Source organism: Marinococcus luteus (assembly GCF_034497705.1).
GTDB lineage: Bacteria > Bacillota > Bacilli > Bacillales > Marinococcaceae > Marinococcus > Marinococcus luteus_A.
Window position 1 is genome coordinate 54,472 of sequence record NZ_JAXRUV010000008.1, and the last position, 18,730, is coordinate 73,201.

Consider the following 18,730-nt stretch of genomic DNA (forward strand, 5'->3'; position numbering starts at 1 on the left):
AGCCAATTATGCAAAATGTTTCGCAGGGAGGAGCATATAAATGAAGAACATAGCTGATGAGGATTTGGACCAGATGGAAAAAAATCCTGGAGACACAGCACCGCTCGAAGGGAAGGAACTGGATAAACAGAAAATCAGCCGGGGACAGCTGAGAAAAGGATTGATCAAATCATTCCTGCTGACCTCCATTGCTGTAATTGTTTTCTTTGTTCCGGTGGTAGTGGACGGGGAAACTGATGTCGTTTTCGGCTACTTGTACAACTTTCTTTTGAACCTTTCTGTGCCTTTTAGTTTGTGGCTGTTTACGGTCATGGTGCTTGCCAACGCCGTTACGAGTATTTACGTAAAGCTGTTTCCGGAACGCAGTGGACGGCTGCTGGATTACTACGGGGGCGACACAGGCGTACACATTTTCTTCTACGTGCTGGGTGCAGTCTTTATGTCAGTGTACGCTCTTCACGACAGCTTTGCCGGGTTCACTGGCCCGGTATGGATGGTGGGGCCGGATACAGGCGGCACGATTATCCCGTCGATTGTGCTTACCGTTGGCTGGATCATTCCGCTGGCCGCTGTGTTTATGCCGCTGCTGTTAAATTACGGGGCGCTTGATTTTATCGGTTCGATCCTGGAGCCGGTTATGCGACCACTGTTTAAGGTGCCTGGCAAAAGCACGATAGACGCTATTTCTTCTTTTGTCAGCTCATCTTCTGTTGCTATTTTAATTACAAGCAGTCTGTACCGGATGAATGTTTATACAAAGCGCGAAGCCATAGCAATTGCTACAAGCTTCAGCGCAGTCAGTGTCGGATTTGCAGTGCTTGTCATTAACACAGCAGAGTTAAGCCAGGATTTTCTGCAGGTGTACTTTTCCGGTATGCTGATTGCGTTTATTATTTCCTTCTTTATGATTCGGATCCCGCCCCTGTCGAAGCAGCCCGACGTTTATTTTGACGGACGGGAGCAGACTGAAGAAGAAAGACAGGGTGAGGCGCAGTTTGAGTTTGGCATTATTCCTCGCGGCTTTCAGCGCGCTGCCAAAAGGGCTGAAACAGCCCGGCCGCTTGGCTCAGAAGTGAAGACGAGTGTAGCGGGAGCACTTGGTGTGCTTCCGAGGGTGGTGGCCATGCTTGCTTCTATCGGTATCACCGGCCTGATCGTTGCTGAGTATACTCCGTTGTTTAACTGGCTCGGCATGCCGTTCATTCCACTTTTAAATATTCTCGGTGTGCCTAATGCGGCAATGATCGCCCCGTCGATCCCCGTGGGTATTGCTGAAATGTTTCTGCCGGTTCTTTTAATTGCAGGAGATCTGGCGGCACTCGAAGCAGGGGCGATTTATTTTGTAACGACGCTCTCGTTAGTACAGATCGTGTTCTTTTCTGAATCCATTGTTGTCATTAAAGCAACGAGAATGCCGGTAAAGCTCTGGGAACTGGTTGTCTGCTTCTTTCAGCGCACCTTAATCGCCATCCCCATTATTGCTTTGTTTATGCATATGATGTACTGATCAAAAAAGACGCCTTTTGCGGGCGTCTTTTCGCTTGCACTCACGTTATTGAAAAATAGCGGTGTACTGAAAGCCGAGCCGTTTGTAGTTCTGCCTTCGGTACATGTCACGCGGGGTATCCTCCTGGTCTGCGACGAGAAAGATCGCTTTATCCGGAAAAAGGTTCATGGCAAACTGCTGAAGGGCGTGGCCGATGCCTTTTCGCTGCAGTTCATCGTGTACAAACAGGTTATCCATTTCTACAGCATGGTCGCCGGCAATCAGTTCCACAAAGCCGGCAGGTCGTCCGTGGTGGTAGGCGATCAGCTGAATAAACGAAGCATCATAAAACTGCTGTTCGAGCATGTGCTGTTTCTGGGCCGCATACGCTTCGCCGAGAGGGAGGTCCTGCTCAAGCTGCATCGCGAGAAAAGCGGGCAGGTTTTCAACATCGACGCGCTGGATATCGCATCCTTCAGGGTCTTTTTTTCGCGGAAAGTCATCCGGCCGGATGGCGTACAGCTCCATGACGCTCACATCATACAGGGTGCTGTGCAGATACTGATTTAATGCCAGTGGGAGCTCTGTATTCGGCGGAAAATGAAATTTCAAATGCTTTTGGCCCCGGGCTCTGTGAAAATCGCGTAAGTAAGCTTCGATTTCCTGGAAGTAATCAGGAGCCGGCATCTGTTTAAATGAAATAAAATTGCTGTCGAAATGATCCTTCCATTCCATGGAATGGTAGTGCCGGTAATCGCGGTGGTTTTCGATGAGCGACCCCGGAGTATGCACATGGTGAAACGTAATGGGAATCACGGATATCAGGCCTTTCAGTGGTGTAATAAAGAAATGTTATTTTACGGGAGCTGTTACGATAATAATTGTACTTTTGTCTTTTTCAAAATTCCAGTCGATAAAAATATCTTCCACTTTCGCACCTAAAAGGCCGGTAAAAAAATCCTCCTCCATGAATATTTCCTTTTCGAGCTCGCGTTTGGCAATTTTTAAAACGTCCTCGTATCTAAGGACAATCAGCCTTTTTCAATGGGTACGAGTATGCCGGTCCGTACAATCAGTATCGCCCGGTTGTTCACCTGTACCGCGATGCTCCTCGATGGAAGACATGAATTCGCGAAGGAAAACAATGGCATAGGTTCCCCAGGTTCACATAGGCCGCCTGGGGCCCTTTTCCAAAAGAATCCCTGAGAAGACGTCCAACGTAGCTCGCAATATCCTTTTGTTTCGCTTGAATATCAATCACTGGAATTCCCCTTTATTGTTAATATTTTATAATATATATAATAAAAAAGGTAGATATTTCATTATTTATATGATAATTTAAATATATTGATCATAAGATTGTTGGAAATAATGCCGACGTTTCGTGACTTTTTCTTAAGTATCAGCAGTAATATAAAATGCCAGTATCATCGGCCGTATGAGAAAAGACAGAGTGCTTTTTCTTCACAGCCAGTATCAAGAGCTTTCTTGGTGCTGGCTTTTTAGTCCACTAACCTCTGGAGGAGATGGGTAATATGGAGCTTCGATACGCGTACTGGTGCGATAGAAAATTAAGTGAAGTCATTGTCGGAAGGGAAACGGATTTGGATTATTTAAAGAAAAAGGGATACATGATTTATTTCTGTCGTGACAATGCTGAACTGTACAATGCCGTAAAAAGCTACCGGATGCAGGAGTGGATCATCACCATAGTATCTGAATTACCTGAATTTTCCGAACTTCTCCATCATGAATACACACGGGAAAATATGCATGTGTAATGCATTATTCCACCCAGTCACTATAACATACAAGCAGAACACAGAGCATTCCAGACCCTACGTGAACCTGGCACAAAGGCCGGCAAGGGCATAGAAATGCTGTCGGATCAAAGGTTCAAGTGACCGGTTATACAGGCTCGCTGCCGGATGATACAGCGGGAAAATCATATAGTGCTCCCGGCTCCATATGTACTCCTCCGCTGTAGCGTTCATCTGCCGAATAGGGGACATGAAGTATTTGCCGGCCGTATCAGGCATGCGCGGTGAACGCCCGAACAGCCGCCAGTACGGGGTGCGCCCCATCGGACACAGAATCTTCGGCGAAGCCGAGCGGATCTCCCAATCGAGAAGCGGGGCATGGGCCATAATTTCCTTTTGGTTCGGTGTGCGGTTATATTTGCGCGGGGCACCGGACGGCGTTTTGCCCCAACGGTACGGACGGCTTTTAATCGTGCGGGTGACGTAAATGCCCTCCAACGGAAATGGCAGAGCCTCCAAATAGGACAGAAACTGCCTCCCGGCGCGTCCGTCGTAAGGGCCGCCGCCTGTAATTTCCGTTTCACCCGGAGCCTCGCCGATCATCATGACGACAGGATCGACCGGGTTTGGCCCGTTAAGAAAACCTTCACACCGATGTCCCTCCATTCTTTTTTTCGCTTCTTTCACTGCGGCTTCTGGCAGCATATGTATTCCCTCCTGCATACGTCCTGACTTTTCTATACCCGGGCGCGAAATATTCCATACTTGTGATAGGATATATGAAGGAGGTGGGGCGCGTGCAGCAGAAGCACATTATGTGGTTTGACATTATATTTTACGTCGTGTTTCCAATCTTTATCTGGAACATGGCGCGGGATTATACAGGTGATTATATAGCGATGCTTATATCCTCGGTACCGGGGATTATTTATACAGTGTACCGCTTCGTACTGCTGAAAAAGGTGAATACGTTCGGGATCTATATGATCGCTACCCTGATTATCGGCACCGTCCTCGATCTTATTGCCGGCGGCGGATTGCAGCTTTTGTGGAATAATATTTACTACGATTTTGTTATGGGTGCGTTTTTTATTTTAACCGTCATTTTCATGCGGCCGATCTGGCTCTTTTTCACCGTTGATTTTATGGAGCTGCAGGGCGGGGACCGCCAGCAGCTGAAAAAGCAGTTTTACGTGCGCAAATACTTATGGGTGTTTCAGGCGATCACGCTGTTTTTTGCCCTTCGGGAATTTATTCTCGCGTTCGTTAAAATCTGGCTTGTGCAAAGCTATGGCGTGGAAGCCTTCGACGAAGGTATTATTCTGCGGCAGGTGCTTTCGTGGACCATGAGCTTTATCGCGGTTGTCGGGTTTATCTTTATTGCCAAATGGCTGCATGAAGACGGTATCGACGCCGGGGAAATCACCAACAGCGGTCAAAATGCCGAAAACGAAGAGCAGGACGGAGAAAAAGAGGAAGAAACGCTGGAAAACGAGCGGAAAAAAACATCTGATCAACGAACGTAAACAAAAAGCAGCCGGCGCCGGCTGCTTTTTTAGGTTGTTGGGAGGCGGATGGGGAATGGAAACGGGTGGAAATGACAGCCGGAAATCGGTAAAATAGCAGGGACATGTTTGTTTTTTACAGAAAGCGGGCTGCATACATATGGATGAGTTTTCATTATCGGTATTATTGTTTTTAGTTTTGATCGGTTTTCTCGCCGCATTTGTGGATGCGGTAGTCGGCGGGGGCGGGCTGATTGCCATGCCGGCGCTTCTGTTTACGGGTATGTCGCCGCAGACGGCGCTTGGAACGAATAAGCTTGCAGGCACGATGGGCTCCGGGACGAGTATGATTTCGTTTCTCCGGCACGGCCAGATTAATAAGCGCCTCGTGTTTACGCTTTTCCCCCTGGCGTTTGTGGGTTCGGTCCTGGGTGTAATCGTCGTGCAGCGGATCCCGCCCGATATTCTGGAGCCGATCATTTTAATTCTGCTTGTCGTGGTGACGATCTATACGCTTGTGAACAAAAATCTGGGCAGCCTGTCCACGTTTCAGAGCATCACTCGGAAGGTGTGGATCGTTGGTGCGCTTGTTGCTGTGATCCTCGGATTTTATGACGGCTTTCTCGGACCGGGGACGGGCTCGTTTTTGCTGTTTGCCTTTATTTTTCTTGGCTTCAACTTTGTCGAAGCTGCCGGAAACGCCAAGGTGCTGAATTTTGCAAGTAACATTGGCGGGCTGCTCGCGTTTATCTGGTTTGATTCGATTCATTATGCGTACGGTCTGCCGATGGGGGCTGCGATGATTGCCGGTGCATACGTCGGCGCAAATGTCGCCATTAAAAAAGGCTCGGCCTACGTGAAGATGCTGTTTATCATCGTAACCATCGCTTTAATCGCTAAAAACGCCTGGGATTATTTAATGTAAGAAGTCTTCAAAAGAAGGCTTTTTTATTTTTCTTAAATTTTTTTAAATAAAAGTGATCCAATCAAAAACTTCGTGCGTAAACTGAGTAGTTCTTGCAAAAAAGCATCATGCAGGTAAAGAAGGCAGGCGGTATGAAGCATTGGATAGTAACGGTGCTTACAGCTGCTGTGATATCTATCGCCATTGGCTTCGGTGTCTACGCCCTCCTTCCTGTATTTTCTCCGCCGCCGGAAACGGAAGTACTTTCGGGGGAACCGGCGGGAGAGGAAAAAGCTTCAGAAACAGATACGACCGCTCCGGCAGAAAAAGAAAGCGTGACCGGGGTGGAGGAAGTGGCTGCTTCTGCAGAAAAAGAGGATATATCGCTCTCTGACCCTGAAGAGTTATCTGTTCCATCCATCGATGTCTCGGCTCCCTTAGAGCCGGTAGGGGTTTTGGACAATGGACAGATGGGCGTACCCTCGAGCGAAAAAGGAGTAGCCTGGTTCGAGCCGGGTCCGGAGCCGGGAGAGAAAGGCAATGCCGTGATGGCAGGCCACGTAGATAGCATTGACGGACCTTCTGTATTTTTCTGATCACCTGCACCGGCACGTTCGAACAGGAACATGGGACGCATGATGAACGGCTCGTCATTTATACGAAGCTTACAGAAGAAAGTGAACAGAGGCTTTTGGCAGCAGATTAACACATCGATGGATATAAAGGAGAGCGATTGAGCAACCGGGGCCTCAATCGCTCTCCTTTTATTTATGTTTTCCCGACTGTGTTTGGGTTTGCCCTCCATCTCCGGTACAATGGAAAAAGCAGTGTGAACAAACAGGAGGGGACCGAAATGAAAATAGTTGTATTTGGCGCGACCGGAAACACCGGAAAACGGTTTGTCCGCAAAGCATTAAAAGAGGGCAGTGAAGTAGTAGTATACGCCCGGCAGCCGGAAAAATTATTGATTGATAATGAAAATTTAACTGTTCATGAAGGAAAAATTACGAATTATCAAAACGTCTACGACTCCCTGAAGGGCGCCGATGCGGTAGTCAGCCTGCTCGGCCGCAAGGAAGCAGCGAAGGGCACACCGCTCAGCACAGGAATGTCCCACATTGTAAACGCGATGCAGGAGCGGGGCATCAGCCGTCTTGTGGCTGTGACGAGCTCGGATGTAAAAACCCCACAGGACGGCACGTCCAAGCGGTTCAGTCTGCTTACCACGGGCTGGAAAGTGGCGAAGTTTAAAGGCTCGAATGAAAATGCGAATGCCGCTGATATTATCCGCCAGTCAAATCTGGACTGGACGCTCGTCCGGGTGCCGGTGCTTTCCGATAAGCCTTCCGGCGAAAACGCGCCGACCGCAGGCTATCCCGGCCGGCATGACCTGAAAAACACTCTCTACCGCCAGACACTGGTGGATTTTCTGTACGAACAGCTTGAAACGAGTGACTTCTCCAGGGAAGCTCCTGTATTGAGCAACTAAATACGATAAAAAGCAGGACCGAAAATTTTCGGTCCTGCTTTTTTTATTCTGTATTAGTCCTGCCACACATCTTTTGCGATGGTGACAACGTGCTCGAGCTTTTTCCACTGTTCGTCCTCGGTCAGAACATTGCCTTCCTCGGTCGAAGCGAACCCGCACTGCGGGCTCAGGCAGAGCTGCTCAAGCGGCACATATTCGGACGCTTCCATGATTCTTGATTTTACATCCTCCGCGTTTTCAAGCTCTCCGCTTTTGGAGGTGATCAGGCCGAGCACGACCTGCACATCCTCGCGGTTAATGAAACGGAGCGGTTTGAAATCGCCGGCCCGGTCGCTGTCATACTCAAGGAAAAAGCCGTCTACATTGACGCTGCCAAATAAAATATCAGCTACAGGCTCGTAGCCGCCGGAAGAGATCCATGTAGAGCGGAAGTTACCGCGGCAGATGTGCATCGTAATTGTCATATCCTCCGGCTTGTAGGCGACGGCTTCATTGACCGCCCGGGCATGGCGTTCCACCAGGGAACGATGGTCGATGCCCTCCTGATTCATACGCTCCACCTGTTCCTCGGAGCACAAATACGCCCAGGACGTGTCGTCGAGCTGCAGGTAGCGGCAGCCGGCGTCATAAAACGCCTGAATCGCTTTTTGATACGTCTTCGCCAGGTCGTCGATCATGTCTCCCGGCCCGTTGTAAAGATCGGTCTCAATCTCGCTTCGAAGGTGCAGCATGTTCGGGCTTGGTATCGTAAACTTTGCTTCGGTGCTGCCGGTGACCTGATGAAGGTAACGGAAATCCTCCAGCATCGGGTGCTTATCGCTGAAGTCAATTTTTCCGGTCACCTTGATGCCGCGGGCCTTCGTCTGTACGCCTTCAAACTGGATGCCGGAGTCTTTATCGTAGGCCTCCACACCAATTAAATCTTCAAGAAAATCAAAATGCCACCAGGCACGGCGAAATTCGCCGTCTGTGACAGCCTGAAGCCCCGTTTCTTCTTGCTTTTGAACGATGCGCTCGATTTCCTTATCCTCTACACGGCGCAGCTCGTCCGCAGAAATGGCTCCATTCGCGTAGCGTTCACGTGCTTCTTTGATAGCGACAGTACGCAAAAGGCTTCCTACCTGATCTGCCCGGTAGGGAGCTTTTGTCCGCCAGGATGCTGATTGTGCCATACTCTCTCTCCTTTAAAAACCATTAGTGAAATATCTTGAAGCTTATCAAAATTTTGAATAGAAGTAAATTGCTTCAGAGGGAGACGAGCCTTGAAATAACATATAAAAACAGTAAAAACAGAAGAAATAGGGCGATGCTTCCGGCAATCAGGGAATAGAGGAAGCGTTTTTTATTTTTCACTTCGGTATAAACGATGAAATACCTCAAGCCTGCGACTGTGAGACCGACTGGAACGATTAAAACGAGCGGATGAGTGACATAGGCAAGAAGCTCGCTGGAGGTAAAAAATAGCCTGATGGTCAGCAGCGCGGCATAGACAGCCAGAACAGCGAGAGCAGAATTGATATAGGTATGAGCACGTGTCGGCAAGCAAAAACATCCTTTTATATATATTTACTTTTATTCTTATCATAAACCCAGGTCTTTGTTAACGGGCAATGTAAAAAAAGCCCGTGCTGCTCGAAAAGCACGGGCTTTCGTCTGCTATAGAGGGATAACGTAGAAAAACACGGCAGAGAAATGGGCGGCGGAGCCGGCGAGAACAAAAAAGTGCCAGACGGCGTGATGGTAGGGAAAGCTCCGCCACATGTAAAAAATAGTGCCGGCGGTGTACAATACGCCTCCAATAACGAGCAGCACCAGGCCGCCGTAGGGAAGCGCGCTCACGAGCGCCGGCCAGGCGATAATAATGATCCACCCCATACCGATGTAAAAAACAGTCGACAGAATACGAAACCGCTTGGTGAAGAAGGCTTTAAAAATAATACCGATAAATGCAATGCCCCATACAACGCCGAACAAGACCCAGCTTAAGGTGCCGTGGAGTGCATGAAACAAAAACGGGGTATAGGTGCCTGCAATAAATAAGTAAATGGCAGAGTGATCTAAGACTTCAAACAAATCCTTGAGTCTGCCCGGGGGAAAGCTGTGAAGAAGGGTGGAGCATACGTAGGAGAGAAGCATAGATGTGCCGAAAATAGAAACGCTTACCACATGGAGGGCTGAAGCGTTCATGGAAGCGAAAACGATCATAATAATAAGCGCAGCAGCGCTCAGCAGAGCACCGATGCCGTGCGTGACTGCGTTAGCGAATTCCTCCCGTTTAGTAAACGTGTGGGTTTGGTCCTGCATACGCCGCCTTCTTTCATTGAGAATAGTTTCTTCATTATAACTCATTTTCAGCAGAGTTTCGAACAGGTATAAATGGCTGTGGATTTGTTTGCCGGATAGAACGGGGCGGGTATGAGAATTCAGAACGGCTTTAACCAAGTGAGGAAAGAAGGGACCATAATGAAAGCAATAGGGTTTAAAAAACATCTTCCCATTGAAGAAGAAGCAAGCTTTGAAATGTTTGAAGTGTCAAAACCGGAACCGAAGGGCCGGGATCTGCTGGTGCGTGTCCAGGCGGTTTCCGTAAATCCGGTGGATACAAAAATCCGCGGAGGAAATGAAGGAAAGGAAGAAGCAGAGCCGCAGATTCTCGGGTTTGACGCAGCCGGTGTCGTAGAATCGGTGGGCGAAGAGGCGTCGCTGTTTCAGCCCGGCGATGAAGTGTATTACGCCGGAAGCAATCAGCGGTCCGGCTCCAACCAGGAGTATCACCTGGTAGATGAGCGGGTAGTGGGCAGACGACCTGCGCAGCTGTCTATGGCCGAAAGTGCTGCAATGCCTTTAACTGCTATTACGGCGTACGAAGCGTTGTTCGACCGGATCGGAATTGTACCGGAACGGGATCGCGGAGCGTCTGTACTCGTGTTAAACGGCGCCGGCGGCGTGGGCTCCATTGCGATTCAGCTCGCCAAATGGGCCGGTCTTGATGTAGTCGCTACTGCTTCACGTGAAGAAACCACTGCCTGGTGCGAACAGATGGGGGCAGACAAAGTGATTAACCATCACCAGCCTCTGTTCAAGCAGCTCCAGGAGGCAGGATATGACGGGGTCGACTATATTCTCTGTTTCACCGATACGGCTCAGCACTGGACGGGGATGGCCGAGTGCATCCGTCCGCAGGGAACCATCTGTTCCATTGTGGAAACAGAAGAGCCGCTTCCGCTTACCGACCTGCAGGCAAAAAGTGCCGCCTTTATGTGGGAGTTTATGTTCACGCGTCCGATGTACCAGACGGAGGATATGATCCGGCAGCACGTCATTCTGGGTGAACTGGCTGACCTGTTTGATCAGGGAACGATCAAGCCGACGCTCACCAAAACACTGACACCACTGAACGCCGAACAGATGAAAGAAGCGCACCAGCGGGTGGAGGCTGGTAAAGCGATCGGTAAAATTGTTCTTGAACACTGGGAGTAAATGAAAACGCACCGCAGCCTATCCGGCTGCGGTGCTCTTTTTTGAGATTAGGAGGCGACTCCGAGAGGGGAGAAGATTACATAAAGAATACCGATGCCGATAACGAGGCCGGCGGCAGCCGGCTTGGCATATTTCCACGGCACCATATCTACGGGCGCTTCGTTTTTGAATTCGAAAGGCTCCTCCATCGGTTTGAATTTCCCGGCAACGAGCATTACAATAACGCTGAGTGGAAACAGCACACTCAGTACATAAAGGAAGTTGAGCTCTCCGATAAAGATTTTACTTGCGCCGTACAAAATGATGTGTACCGGTACAGCCACCTTTGCGGCAAACGGTGATACGTTTTTTGTATAAAAGCCGACAACCATAATGGCGAGCACCGGAATGTTGAAGAACCCGAACATTTCCTGCAGATAATTGTACAGCCCTGACGGGGCAAACAAAATAAAGGGAGAGATAAAAATGGAGACAATAGCGACAACCATTGCAAACCGCTGGCCGGAACGAACGAGGGCTGCTTCATCGGCATCCGGATGAAACAACGGTTTATATAAATCAAGCGTAAACAGCGTAATGACGCTGTTGATGCCTCCGTTAAATGAACTCAGGACAGCTCCGAACAAAATAGCTGCGAACACGCCGGTCAGTACTGGCGGCAGCAAGTCGGTCACGAGCGTCGGATAGGCGGCGTCTCCATTCGCGAGGCTGCTGCCATACAAATGATAGGCGATGACGCCAGGAAGTACGAGGTAAAAGGCACCGAACAATTTAAATAAGGCAGTAATCATGACACCCTTCTGGCCTTCTTTTAAATTACGTGCTGCAAGTGGACGCTGAACGATGGCCTGATTGATACAAAAATAAAAAAGGTTATTAAACAAAAGCCCCATAAATATTGTCGGCCACGGCACCTGTGCGTCGTTGCTGCCGTCGATGGCGTTTAATTTATCTGTATGCTCCGAGGTGAGCGTCCCAACCCCGTTAAACATATTGCCATTGCCAAGCGCCATGAGCCCGAGCACGAGAATAAGGATACCGCCGGCAATTAATCCGACGCCGTACAGTGAATCAGCGGAGGCAATAGCCTTCAGACCGCCGAACACAATATAAAGCATGCCGACAAGCCCGATGCCGGCAGAAACGATTAAAACGGTGAAAAACTGGCTCGTGCCGAGCACGCCTGAAATATCAAATATTTGGTCAAGCACGAGGGAGCCGGAATAAAGCACGGTCGGCAGGAACGAGGAGGCAAATCCGAGCAGCATAAGTAATGAAACGATCTGCCTCGTCCGCTGATCATAGCGTTTTTCAAGAAATTCGGTAACGGTAGTTACTCCCGCCCGTAAGTATTTAGGTAAAAACATAAATGCCATAAAAATGAGCGCTACTGGTGTAGTAACCTCCCAGGCCATCGAAGCCATCGAGCCAGTGTACGTCTCTGCCCGCTAAGTCCAACAAGCTGCTCGGTGGAGAGATTGGCAAGCAGGGTGGACGAACCGATGGTGAGCGCCATCAGACTGCGGCCGCCGAGAAAATAGCCCTCCTGGCTCTGCATGTTAATGCTTTTCGTCCGGTAGGCGGCGTAGCCGGCAATAGCGATAGTGATAAGTATGAATGTAAAAAGTGAAAACATGATGTCCCTTCTTTCCTGCTGTGTGAGTTTATCGAAACGTTTTGAATAGTGCGGACGAAAAAAGGTTTACCCCTGCTAATTTCTGCGCAAACCCCTGATAACAGGCAATTGTATAAAAAACATCATAAAGATGAATGCATAAAATAAATAAAAATATTGATAAAAAGGAAATGATAACCCTTACATGATAAAAATCAAAAAATCAACAGAAAAAATGTGACAATTATGTGTCGTAAGCGTTTTACAGTCTAGACGCATGAAAGTCCAGCCTATAGAATAAGAACTCGTTGTGGGAGAAACAGAGTGAAAAATTCATTAATCAATATATCAAGGAGGGATAACAATGATCGTACGCAATGGCCAAACGTTCCGCCCAATGGTGATGATTGCCATGTTTATGATTTCTACGTTCGCTATCGGTACTACTGAATATGTCGCCATGGGGATTTTGTCGAATGTGTCTGACTCCTTTGGCATCACGATTTCTGCCGCGGGTCTGATTGTCAGCATGTATGCGCTCGGCGTCGCCGTGCTCTCGCCAATTGCCATATCTCTTCTGGTGAAGTTTCCAAGGAAGTATGTATTAATTGGATTGATGCTGTTATTTATCGGTTCAAGCGTGGCCAGCGCCCTGGCACCAAACTATACGGTTCTGCTGTGTGCACGCGTCTTCTCTGCGCTGATGCACGGGCCGTTCTTTGCCATTGCGATGGTTATGGCAAGTGAAGTTGTCCCTCCATCGAAAAAATCCGGAGCGGTGGCTGCCATTAATGGCGGACTGACGATTTCCTTAATGATTGGTGTACCGTTCGGTGCATATATCGGAGATTTATTTGACTGGCGCATAGTGTTTGCTGGTATTGCCGGACTCGGCGTGATAAGCCTGCTCGGAATTATCTTTTATGTACCAAACATGAATGCTGAAGAACCGACATCGATGAGAAAAGAGCTTGGTGTTTTCAAAAGAAAGCAGGTGTTGTTTGCACTCGCTATTACAGTATTCGGCTATTCAGGTGTTTTCACCGCCTATACGTATATTGAGCCCCTGCTTCAGGATATAACAGGCTTTGGTCCGGCAGGTATAACGCTTTCCCTATTTTTATTCGGGGTCGGAGGCGTTCTGGGCAATATGCTTTCGGGACGTCTGAATGCAGAGTCCCTGCTGAAGCCGCTGATGGTTGTGATGGCTTCGCTGACCGTGATTCTGTCGACGCTCACCTTAACGAGTACCATTCCCTGGCTTGCGCCGGTATCGGTGCTTCTGCTGGGGATGGGAGCCTTTGGTACAGTACCAATTCTGCAGACAACGGTCATCCGGGCAGCAGAGGGGGCGCCTTCGATTGCAAGTGCGTCCGCGGTCTCTGCCTTTAACCTGGCGAACGCCTTTGGCGCCTGGGTTGGTGGTGTTGTGATCAGTCTCGGTTTGAGCCTGCCGATGATCGGCATGGCCGGTGCTGTCATTACGCTATTAGGTCTGATGCTTTCGTGGATCTCCTTCCGTTCAAGCGAAAAAGAATCCCAGGAAAGCAGCCAGGGAGTACCGGCAGCAGATTCTTATTAGAAAAACTAAAAATCCGCACGCTCAATTTTCGAGCGTGCGGATTTTTTTGTTTAAAGATTGGCGGCAATATCGGCAGCGTATTGGAAAGATTTCTTTTTTGCTTCAAAATCATAAATGTTGGTAATACCCATCAGTTCATCGAGCCCGAGCTTATCCCGCAGTTCACGCAGCTGTTTTTGCACAGCAGCCGGGGAGCCGACAACAGCGCGCCGCCGATTCTCCTGCACTTTTTCCCATTCTTCCTGGGTCCAGGAGCCGGGGTCTATACTCTCCGGGGCGGGCACTTTTGTATTTGTCCCCTTTTCGACATTTAAAAGCCACTGGTCCTGGCTTAGCGCCAGGTGCTCAGCCTCTTCATCGTTAGCCGCGCAGACAATAAATACACAGGCAGCGGTCACCGGCCGGGGCTGTCGGGCGCTTGGGACAAAAGAAGCGTGATATTTACGGACCGCCTCCACGCCCTGGTCCGGGCTGATAAACTGACCGAACATGAAGCCGGTACTTTGTTTTCCGGCGTCCCTGGCGCCGCGCTCGGACAAACCGAGTACCCAGGTTTCCGGCAGGGAGCTGCTCATTGGGGAGGCTTTAATCGAAGCATAAGGGTGATCCCCGGGAAGGGAGCGGTCAATAAACCCCTGGACCTCCTGAAGAAGGCGGGGGAAGGCGGAAAGGCTTTTTTTATTGCCATCTGTCAGGGCTTCCCGGATGGTGTTGCCCCCGCCGGGAGATCTTCCGATACCAAGGTCGATCCGTCCGGGGAATAATGCTTCAAGCACTTTAAAGTTTTCTGCTACTTTGTACGGGCTGTACTGCGGAAGTAAAACGCCTCCCGAGCCTATACGGATGGTTGCAGTGACACTAGCGAGATGCGACATCAGAATTTCCGGCGATGAGCCGGCCAGGCCGCTGGTGCTATGGTGCTCGGCTACCCAAAAGCGGTGAAATCCCCACTTCTCCGCCATTTGAACGAGCTCACGGGTATGCTCGAAGGCTTTTTCGGGGGTCTCGCCTTCTGCAATCGGTGATTGATCAAGAATACTGATATTCATCTGCGTTCCTCCAGCTAAACAGAATGCTTTTCTATGCTAGTCCAGTGTAAAAGAAAAACGAAAAAATCTACAGTAAATGAAATGGGGAAGACCAATGAACACAGAACCGGTCCGTCGTTGGATTCAACAGGTATACGGTATAGAAGCAGCTTCGCCCGGGCAACGAAGAGCCAGGCGCTATAGTGTAAGGGATACAGAAGGATTGGAGTGGGAGCTTGTGACCGGTGAGCTTGTGCTTCCGGAAAACGATACGGTCCGGTGGCTTGAAGCTGACAATAATATAAGCATCAAACAGACAAGAAAGGGAGATAAACTGGCGGATGCCGGGGAGGCTGGCTGGGCCTATATGTATCAGAAGAAGCCGTTAAGCCGTGGACAAGCTGGTAAGGAAGAAGCACATTACCGGCAGCTTGGCGCCTGTCTGGCAGAAAAGCACTGCAGCTGGCCTGAGAAACTGTCGCTAAAAGATAAAGACAGCGTTTTGCTGGCGGAGCAGACTATAAAGGCAGAATACCGGCAAATGGAGCTGCTGCTTCCAAAAGGCCAGACGATGATCCGGCAAAGCATCGATGCACTGTTTCCTGTGATCGAGCGTGCAGCCCTTCAGTCGGAGGACATAGGTTTTGTTTTCAGAGAAATAAATAGGGATCAGGAAAATGCAGGGGGCGGAGTTTTGTGTCCAGGAGCGATGCCGGGGGTTCATGTAAGCATATATGATCTTGCTGCGCTGCTGCGGGACATTCTGCTTTCCTTTTCCGGCGAACAGGACTATCACCCCTTTGCCCGAATGGTTTTTAATGAGCTGCTCGCTGGCTATGATAGCGTACGAAGCATACCGCTTTCTTCGCTGCAGCAGTTTGCGAATATTCTGGAATGGCACGACCTGTATCAGTATGCCCTCCTCTGGCGAAGAGATGTCACGGGGGCAGAGGCGGCAGTCAGAGTAAGGGAGCAGATCCGGCTTGAGCACCGGCTGCCGTTGCTAGAAATTTAAAGGCGGGAATTACTTCAGGGGGATCATCGTAAAAATTTCACCGCTTTCAAAAATGCGGATCACTTCATCAAGCCATTCGTAATAGCTCAGGGCGTAATTGATTTTTTCAAGATTGTGCTGAAGCTCTTCGATAAGGAGCGGATCCTCCGCTTCCTCTAAGCAGGATTCAAACTCCTCTTTGGCGCGGCGGGCTGCATTTTGATTATTATCCGAGGCCTCTCTCCAGCGGTTTACAAAAACAGAGGTAAATGATTGATACCAGTCGTCGTTGGATTGGTACAGATCCTTGCGTACTCCCTTTTCCCATACCCGTTCGACCATGCCTGCATCCATGAGGGCCCGTATACCGGTACTCATACTCATTTTACTCATGCCCAGTGCCTCGCTCATATCGTCGAGTGTCATGGGGCGTTCGGCAAACAACATGGTGCCGTACAGGCGTCCGTTTGTATCGGAAACACCATACAGGCCCATGTTCTGGGCAATCGTGGAAATGAACTGATTTTTTGCTTCATCCAGCTTATTCTGAATATGCTGCTGCTCCCTTTCCATCCGGAACCCCCTTTTTGCATGTATGCTTAAAGTTTAGCAAATTGCTGTAAAATAAAAAAATTGAATATTCGGTCGTTAACTCTTCTAATCAGTAGATAATGATAGATACAAGTATATAACGTATGTACAGTATATACTTTATGCTCAAAACGGCCTAAAATGGCGTGATAAAAGTTTTGTAACTTTTATCCTAATAATATATAGTAAAAGAGTGATAATCAATTTAGACAGAGACATAGTAAATGAGGTGTAAAACGTTGGCGAAGATACAAGTGGAGAACTTAACCAAGGTCTTCGGCAAACGCCCGGGCCGTGCAATTAAACTGCTGGAACAGGGGAAATCGAAAGACGAAATCCTGGAAGAAACCGGCTGCACGGTTGGCGTGAACCGGAGCAACTTTTCGGTGGAGGCCGGAGAAATATTTGTGATCATGGGACTTTCCGGAAGCGGAAAATCTACGCTTGTGAGACTTTTGAACCGGTTAATTGATCCGACCGAAGGAAGTGTCTGGGTGGACGGTGATGATCTAGCCCGTATGGACGACAAAGGGTTGAGAGCGGTGCGCAGGGAAAAAATGAGCATGGTTTTCCAACAATTCGGACTATTTCCGTTCCGGACGATTCTCGATAATGTAGCTTATGGCCTGGAAATTCAGGGACTCGAGGAGCAGGAGAAAAAGAAAAAAGCAGATGAAGCTCTGCAGCTGGTAGGTCTCGGCGGCTACGGCAATATGTACCCGGACGAATTGTCCGGCGGGATGCAGCAGCGCGTAGGTTTGGCAAGAGCTTTGGCAGCGGATACCGACATTCTGCTGATGGATGAAGCCTTCTCGGCACTCGACCCTCTGATCCGGAAGGAAATGCAGGATGAGCTGCTCGAGCTGCAGGGCCGGATGAAAAAAACGATCGTGTTTATTACCCACGATCTGGACGAAGCACTGCGGCTCGGGGACCGGATTACGATCATGAAAGACGGGCGGGTGGTCCAGATCGGTACACCGGAGGACATTCTTCAGAACCCGGCTGATGACTACGTGGCCAAATTCGTGGAAGACGTAGACCGCTCCAAGGTATTTACCGCAGAAGCTGTCATGAAACGGCCGGAAGTACTTACGATCGATAAAGACGGGCCACGGGTGGCACTGCAGCGCATGAAAAAAGAAGGCATTTCGAGCCTGTATGTAACGAATAAAGACCGCACGCTGCTCGGAATTGTCCATGCCGATGAAGTATCGGAGCTGGTGGAACAGGGTTCTGAAGATGTGCGAAGCATTCTGCATGAAGACGTGCCTACGGTACAAAGGGATACGGTAGTCAAGGAAATGATCGAGCTGCTTACATACAAAAACACACCAGTAGCCGTCGTTGATGAAAATAACAAGATAATAGGCATAGTTGTAAGAGGCTCTGTCATGGCGCTGCTTTCCGGTAAGGAGGTGTCGGCCGTTGAGTAACATGACGCCGCTGCCGGTTGCTGCATGGATTGATGCGTTTGTCGAATGGCTGACCCAGGCCGAATTTATCTTCGGTCCTCTCACCGATTTTATTGGCTATCTAATCAGCGGATTTGAATGGTTTTTCGGCATCTTTCCGCCGTGGCTGCTGCTACTGATTATGGTGGGGTTAACGTTCTGGTTTGCCGGAAGAAAAATCGGACTTACCGTGTTTGTCCTGCTCGGACTGCTGCTCATCTGGAACCTGGGCTACTGGGAGGACATGGTGCTGACGCTTGCGATTGTGCTGACCGCCGGAGTGATTTCCATTGTTATCGGGGTGCCGGTTGGCATCTGGATGTCCAGGAGCTCCGCAGTTGAGGGCACGATCAAACCGGTGCTCGACTTTATGCAGACGATGCCTGCCTTTGTGTACCTGATCCCGGCCGTTGCTTTTTTCGGCATCGGGATGGTGCCGGGCGTCGTCGCCTCGGTTATTTTTGCGATGCCGCCGACGATCCGCTTTACGAATCTCGGGATCCGGCAGGTGCCGACGGAAATTATCGAAGCGTCAGAGGCGTTCGGGTCGACGGGCAACCAGAAGCTGTTTAAGGTGCAGCTGCCGATGGCAAAAACGACAATCATGGCCGGGATTAACCAGACGATCATGCTGGCGCTGTCGATGGTCGTTATTGCCTCGATGATCGGGGCGGACGGCCTCGGGACGGCGGTGTACTTTGCGGTCGGCCGGAACGATGTCGGCGGCGGCTTTGAAGCCGGCCTTGCGATCGTGATTGTAGCGATCATTCTGGACCGGTTGACGCAGGGCTTTGGAGCAAGCAAGCGAAAATAGGTATATCTCCCGGAACAGGGAGTATCCA

Annotated in this window: 18 protein-coding genes and 1 pseudogene; 11 read left to right on the forward strand and 8 right to left on the reverse strand. The window is 49.5% G+C overall.

What is annotated here, in order from left to right:
* Positions 1–40: 40 nt before the first annotated feature.
* Positions 41–1,507, forward strand: a complete 1,467-nt coding sequence (locus Q9M42_RS12500; RefSeq protein ID WP_322526802.1) for a YjiH family protein — start codon at positions 41–43, stop codon at positions 1,505–1,507.
* 45 nt (positions 1,508–1,552) lie between these two features.
* Here the strand turns inward: Q9M42_RS12500 and Q9M42_RS12505 are convergent, their stop codons facing one another.
* Entirely contained in the window at positions 1,553–2,302 is a 750-nt protein-coding gene (locus Q9M42_RS12505; RefSeq protein WP_322526803.1) for a GNAT family N-acetyltransferase, read from the reverse strand.
* Positions 2,303–3,021: 719 nt separating this feature from the next.
* Here Q9M42_RS12505 and Q9M42_RS12510 point away from each other — a divergent pair.
* On the forward strand, positions 3,022–3,267 hold the full coding sequence (locus Q9M42_RS12510) for a hypothetical protein (protein WP_322526804.1): 246 nt from the start codon (positions 3,022–3,024) through the stop codon (positions 3,265–3,267).
* A 57-nt stretch (positions 3,268–3,324) separates the two neighbouring features.
* Here the strand turns inward: Q9M42_RS12510 and Q9M42_RS12515 are convergent, their stop codons facing one another.
* On the reverse strand, positions 3,325–3,951 hold the full coding sequence (locus Q9M42_RS12515) for a uracil-DNA glycosylase (RefSeq protein ID WP_322526805.1): 627 nt from the start codon (positions 3,949–3,951) through the stop codon (positions 3,325–3,327).
* A 92-nt stretch (positions 3,952–4,043) separates the two neighbouring features.
* Between Q9M42_RS12515 and Q9M42_RS12520 the strand changes: the two genes are divergently transcribed.
* The 4 genes from Q9M42_RS12520 to Q9M42_RS12535 all read left to right on the forward strand — a co-directional run bounded on the left by Q9M42_RS12520 (position 4,044) and on the right by Q9M42_RS12535 (position 7,144).
* On the forward strand, positions 4,044–4,772 hold the full coding sequence (locus Q9M42_RS12520; protein ID WP_322526806.1) for a VC0807 family protein: 729 nt from the start codon (positions 4,044–4,046) through the stop codon (positions 4,770–4,772).
* Positions 4,773–4,911: 139 nt separating this feature from the next.
* On the forward strand, positions 4,912–5,676 hold the full coding sequence (locus Q9M42_RS12525; protein WP_322526807.1) for a sulfite exporter TauE/SafE family protein: 765 nt from the start codon (positions 4,912–4,914) through the stop codon (positions 5,674–5,676).
* A 131-nt stretch (positions 5,677–5,807) separates the two neighbouring features.
* Positions 5,808–6,251 (forward strand): class F sortase, encoded by a 444-nt coding sequence (locus Q9M42_RS12530; RefSeq protein WP_322526808.1) that lies wholly within the window; start codon positions 5,808–5,810, stop codon positions 6,249–6,251.
* A gap of 257 nt (positions 6,252–6,508) precedes the next feature.
* Positions 6,509–7,144: an NAD(P)-dependent oxidoreductase gene (locus tag Q9M42_RS12535; protein WP_322526809.1), complete on the forward strand. Its 636-nt coding sequence runs from the start codon at positions 6,509–6,511 to the stop codon at positions 7,142–7,144.
* 53 nt (positions 7,145–7,197) lie between these two features.
* Here the strand turns inward: Q9M42_RS12535 and Q9M42_RS12540 are convergent, their stop codons facing one another.
* The 3 genes from Q9M42_RS12540 to trhA form a co-directional block, all read right to left on the reverse strand.
* On the reverse strand, positions 7,198–8,316 hold the full coding sequence (locus Q9M42_RS12540) for a 5-methyltetrahydropteroyltriglutamate--homocysteine S-methyltransferase (RefSeq protein ID WP_322526810.1): 1,119 nt from the start codon (positions 8,314–8,316) through the stop codon (positions 7,198–7,200).
* 73 nt (positions 8,317–8,389) lie between these two features.
* Positions 8,390–8,686, reverse strand: a complete 297-nt coding sequence (locus Q9M42_RS12545) for a hypothetical protein (protein WP_322526811.1) — start codon at positions 8,684–8,686, stop codon at positions 8,390–8,392.
* A gap of 114 nt (positions 8,687–8,800) precedes the next feature.
* Positions 8,801–9,448, reverse strand: a complete 648-nt coding sequence (trhA, locus tag Q9M42_RS12550; protein WP_322526812.1) for a PAQR family membrane homeostasis protein TrhA — start codon at positions 9,446–9,448, stop codon at positions 8,801–8,803.
* 159 nt (positions 9,449–9,607) lie between these two features.
* Between trhA and Q9M42_RS12555 the strand changes: the two genes are divergently transcribed.
* Positions 9,608–10,624 carry a zinc-binding alcohol dehydrogenase family protein gene (locus tag Q9M42_RS12555; protein WP_322526813.1) on the forward strand — a complete coding sequence of 339 codons (1,017 nt, stop codon included), beginning with the start codon at positions 9,608–9,610 and terminating at the stop codon, positions 10,622–10,624.
* Between the two features lie 47 nt (positions 10,625–10,671).
* Here the strand turns inward: Q9M42_RS12555 and Q9M42_RS12560 are convergent.
* A pseudogene (locus Q9M42_RS12560) lies at positions 10,672–12,263 on the reverse strand (solute:sodium symporter family transporter).
* A gap of 340 nt (positions 12,264–12,603) precedes the next feature.
* Between Q9M42_RS12560 and Q9M42_RS12565 the strand changes: the two are divergent.
* The gene (locus Q9M42_RS12565) at positions 12,604–13,821 is read left to right on the forward strand and encodes an MFS transporter (RefSeq protein WP_322526814.1); all 1,218 of its coding nucleotides are present in this window, start codon (positions 12,604–12,606) and stop codon (positions 13,819–13,821) included.
* A 50-nt stretch (positions 13,822–13,871) separates the two neighbouring features.
* On the opposite strand, the gene Q9M42_RS12570 is transcribed toward Q9M42_RS12565, so the two are convergent.
* Complete coding sequence (locus Q9M42_RS12570) at positions 13,872–14,870, reverse strand: LLM class flavin-dependent oxidoreductase (protein WP_322526815.1); 999 nt, start codon at positions 14,868–14,870, stop codon at positions 13,872–13,874.
* Between the two features lie 94 nt (positions 14,871–14,964).
* Between Q9M42_RS12570 and Q9M42_RS12575 the strand changes: the two genes are divergently transcribed.
* Entirely contained in the window at positions 14,965–15,864 is a 900-nt protein-coding gene (locus Q9M42_RS12575; RefSeq protein WP_322526816.1) for a hypothetical protein, read from the forward strand.
* Between the two features lie 9 nt (positions 15,865–15,873).
* Here the strand turns inward: Q9M42_RS12575 and Q9M42_RS12580 are convergent, their stop codons facing one another.
* The gene (locus Q9M42_RS12580) at positions 15,874–16,416 is read right to left on the reverse strand and encodes a GbsR/MarR family transcriptional regulator (protein ID WP_322526817.1); all 543 of its coding nucleotides are present in this window, start codon (positions 16,414–16,416) and stop codon (positions 15,874–15,876) included.
* A gap of 257 nt (positions 16,417–16,673) precedes the next feature.
* Between Q9M42_RS12580 and Q9M42_RS12585 the strand changes: the two genes are divergently transcribed.
* Complete coding sequence (locus Q9M42_RS12585; RefSeq protein WP_322526818.1) at positions 16,674–17,870, forward strand: quaternary amine ABC transporter ATP-binding protein; 1,197 nt, start codon at positions 16,674–16,676, stop codon at positions 17,868–17,870.
* The gene (locus tag Q9M42_RS12590; protein ID WP_322526819.1) at positions 17,863–18,702 is read left to right on the forward strand and encodes an ABC transporter permease; all 840 of its coding nucleotides are present in this window, start codon (positions 17,863–17,865) and stop codon (positions 18,700–18,702) included. The genes Q9M42_RS12585 and Q9M42_RS12590 overlap by 8 nt, the downstream gene beginning before the upstream one ends.
* Positions 18,703–18,730 lie beyond the last annotated feature (28 nt).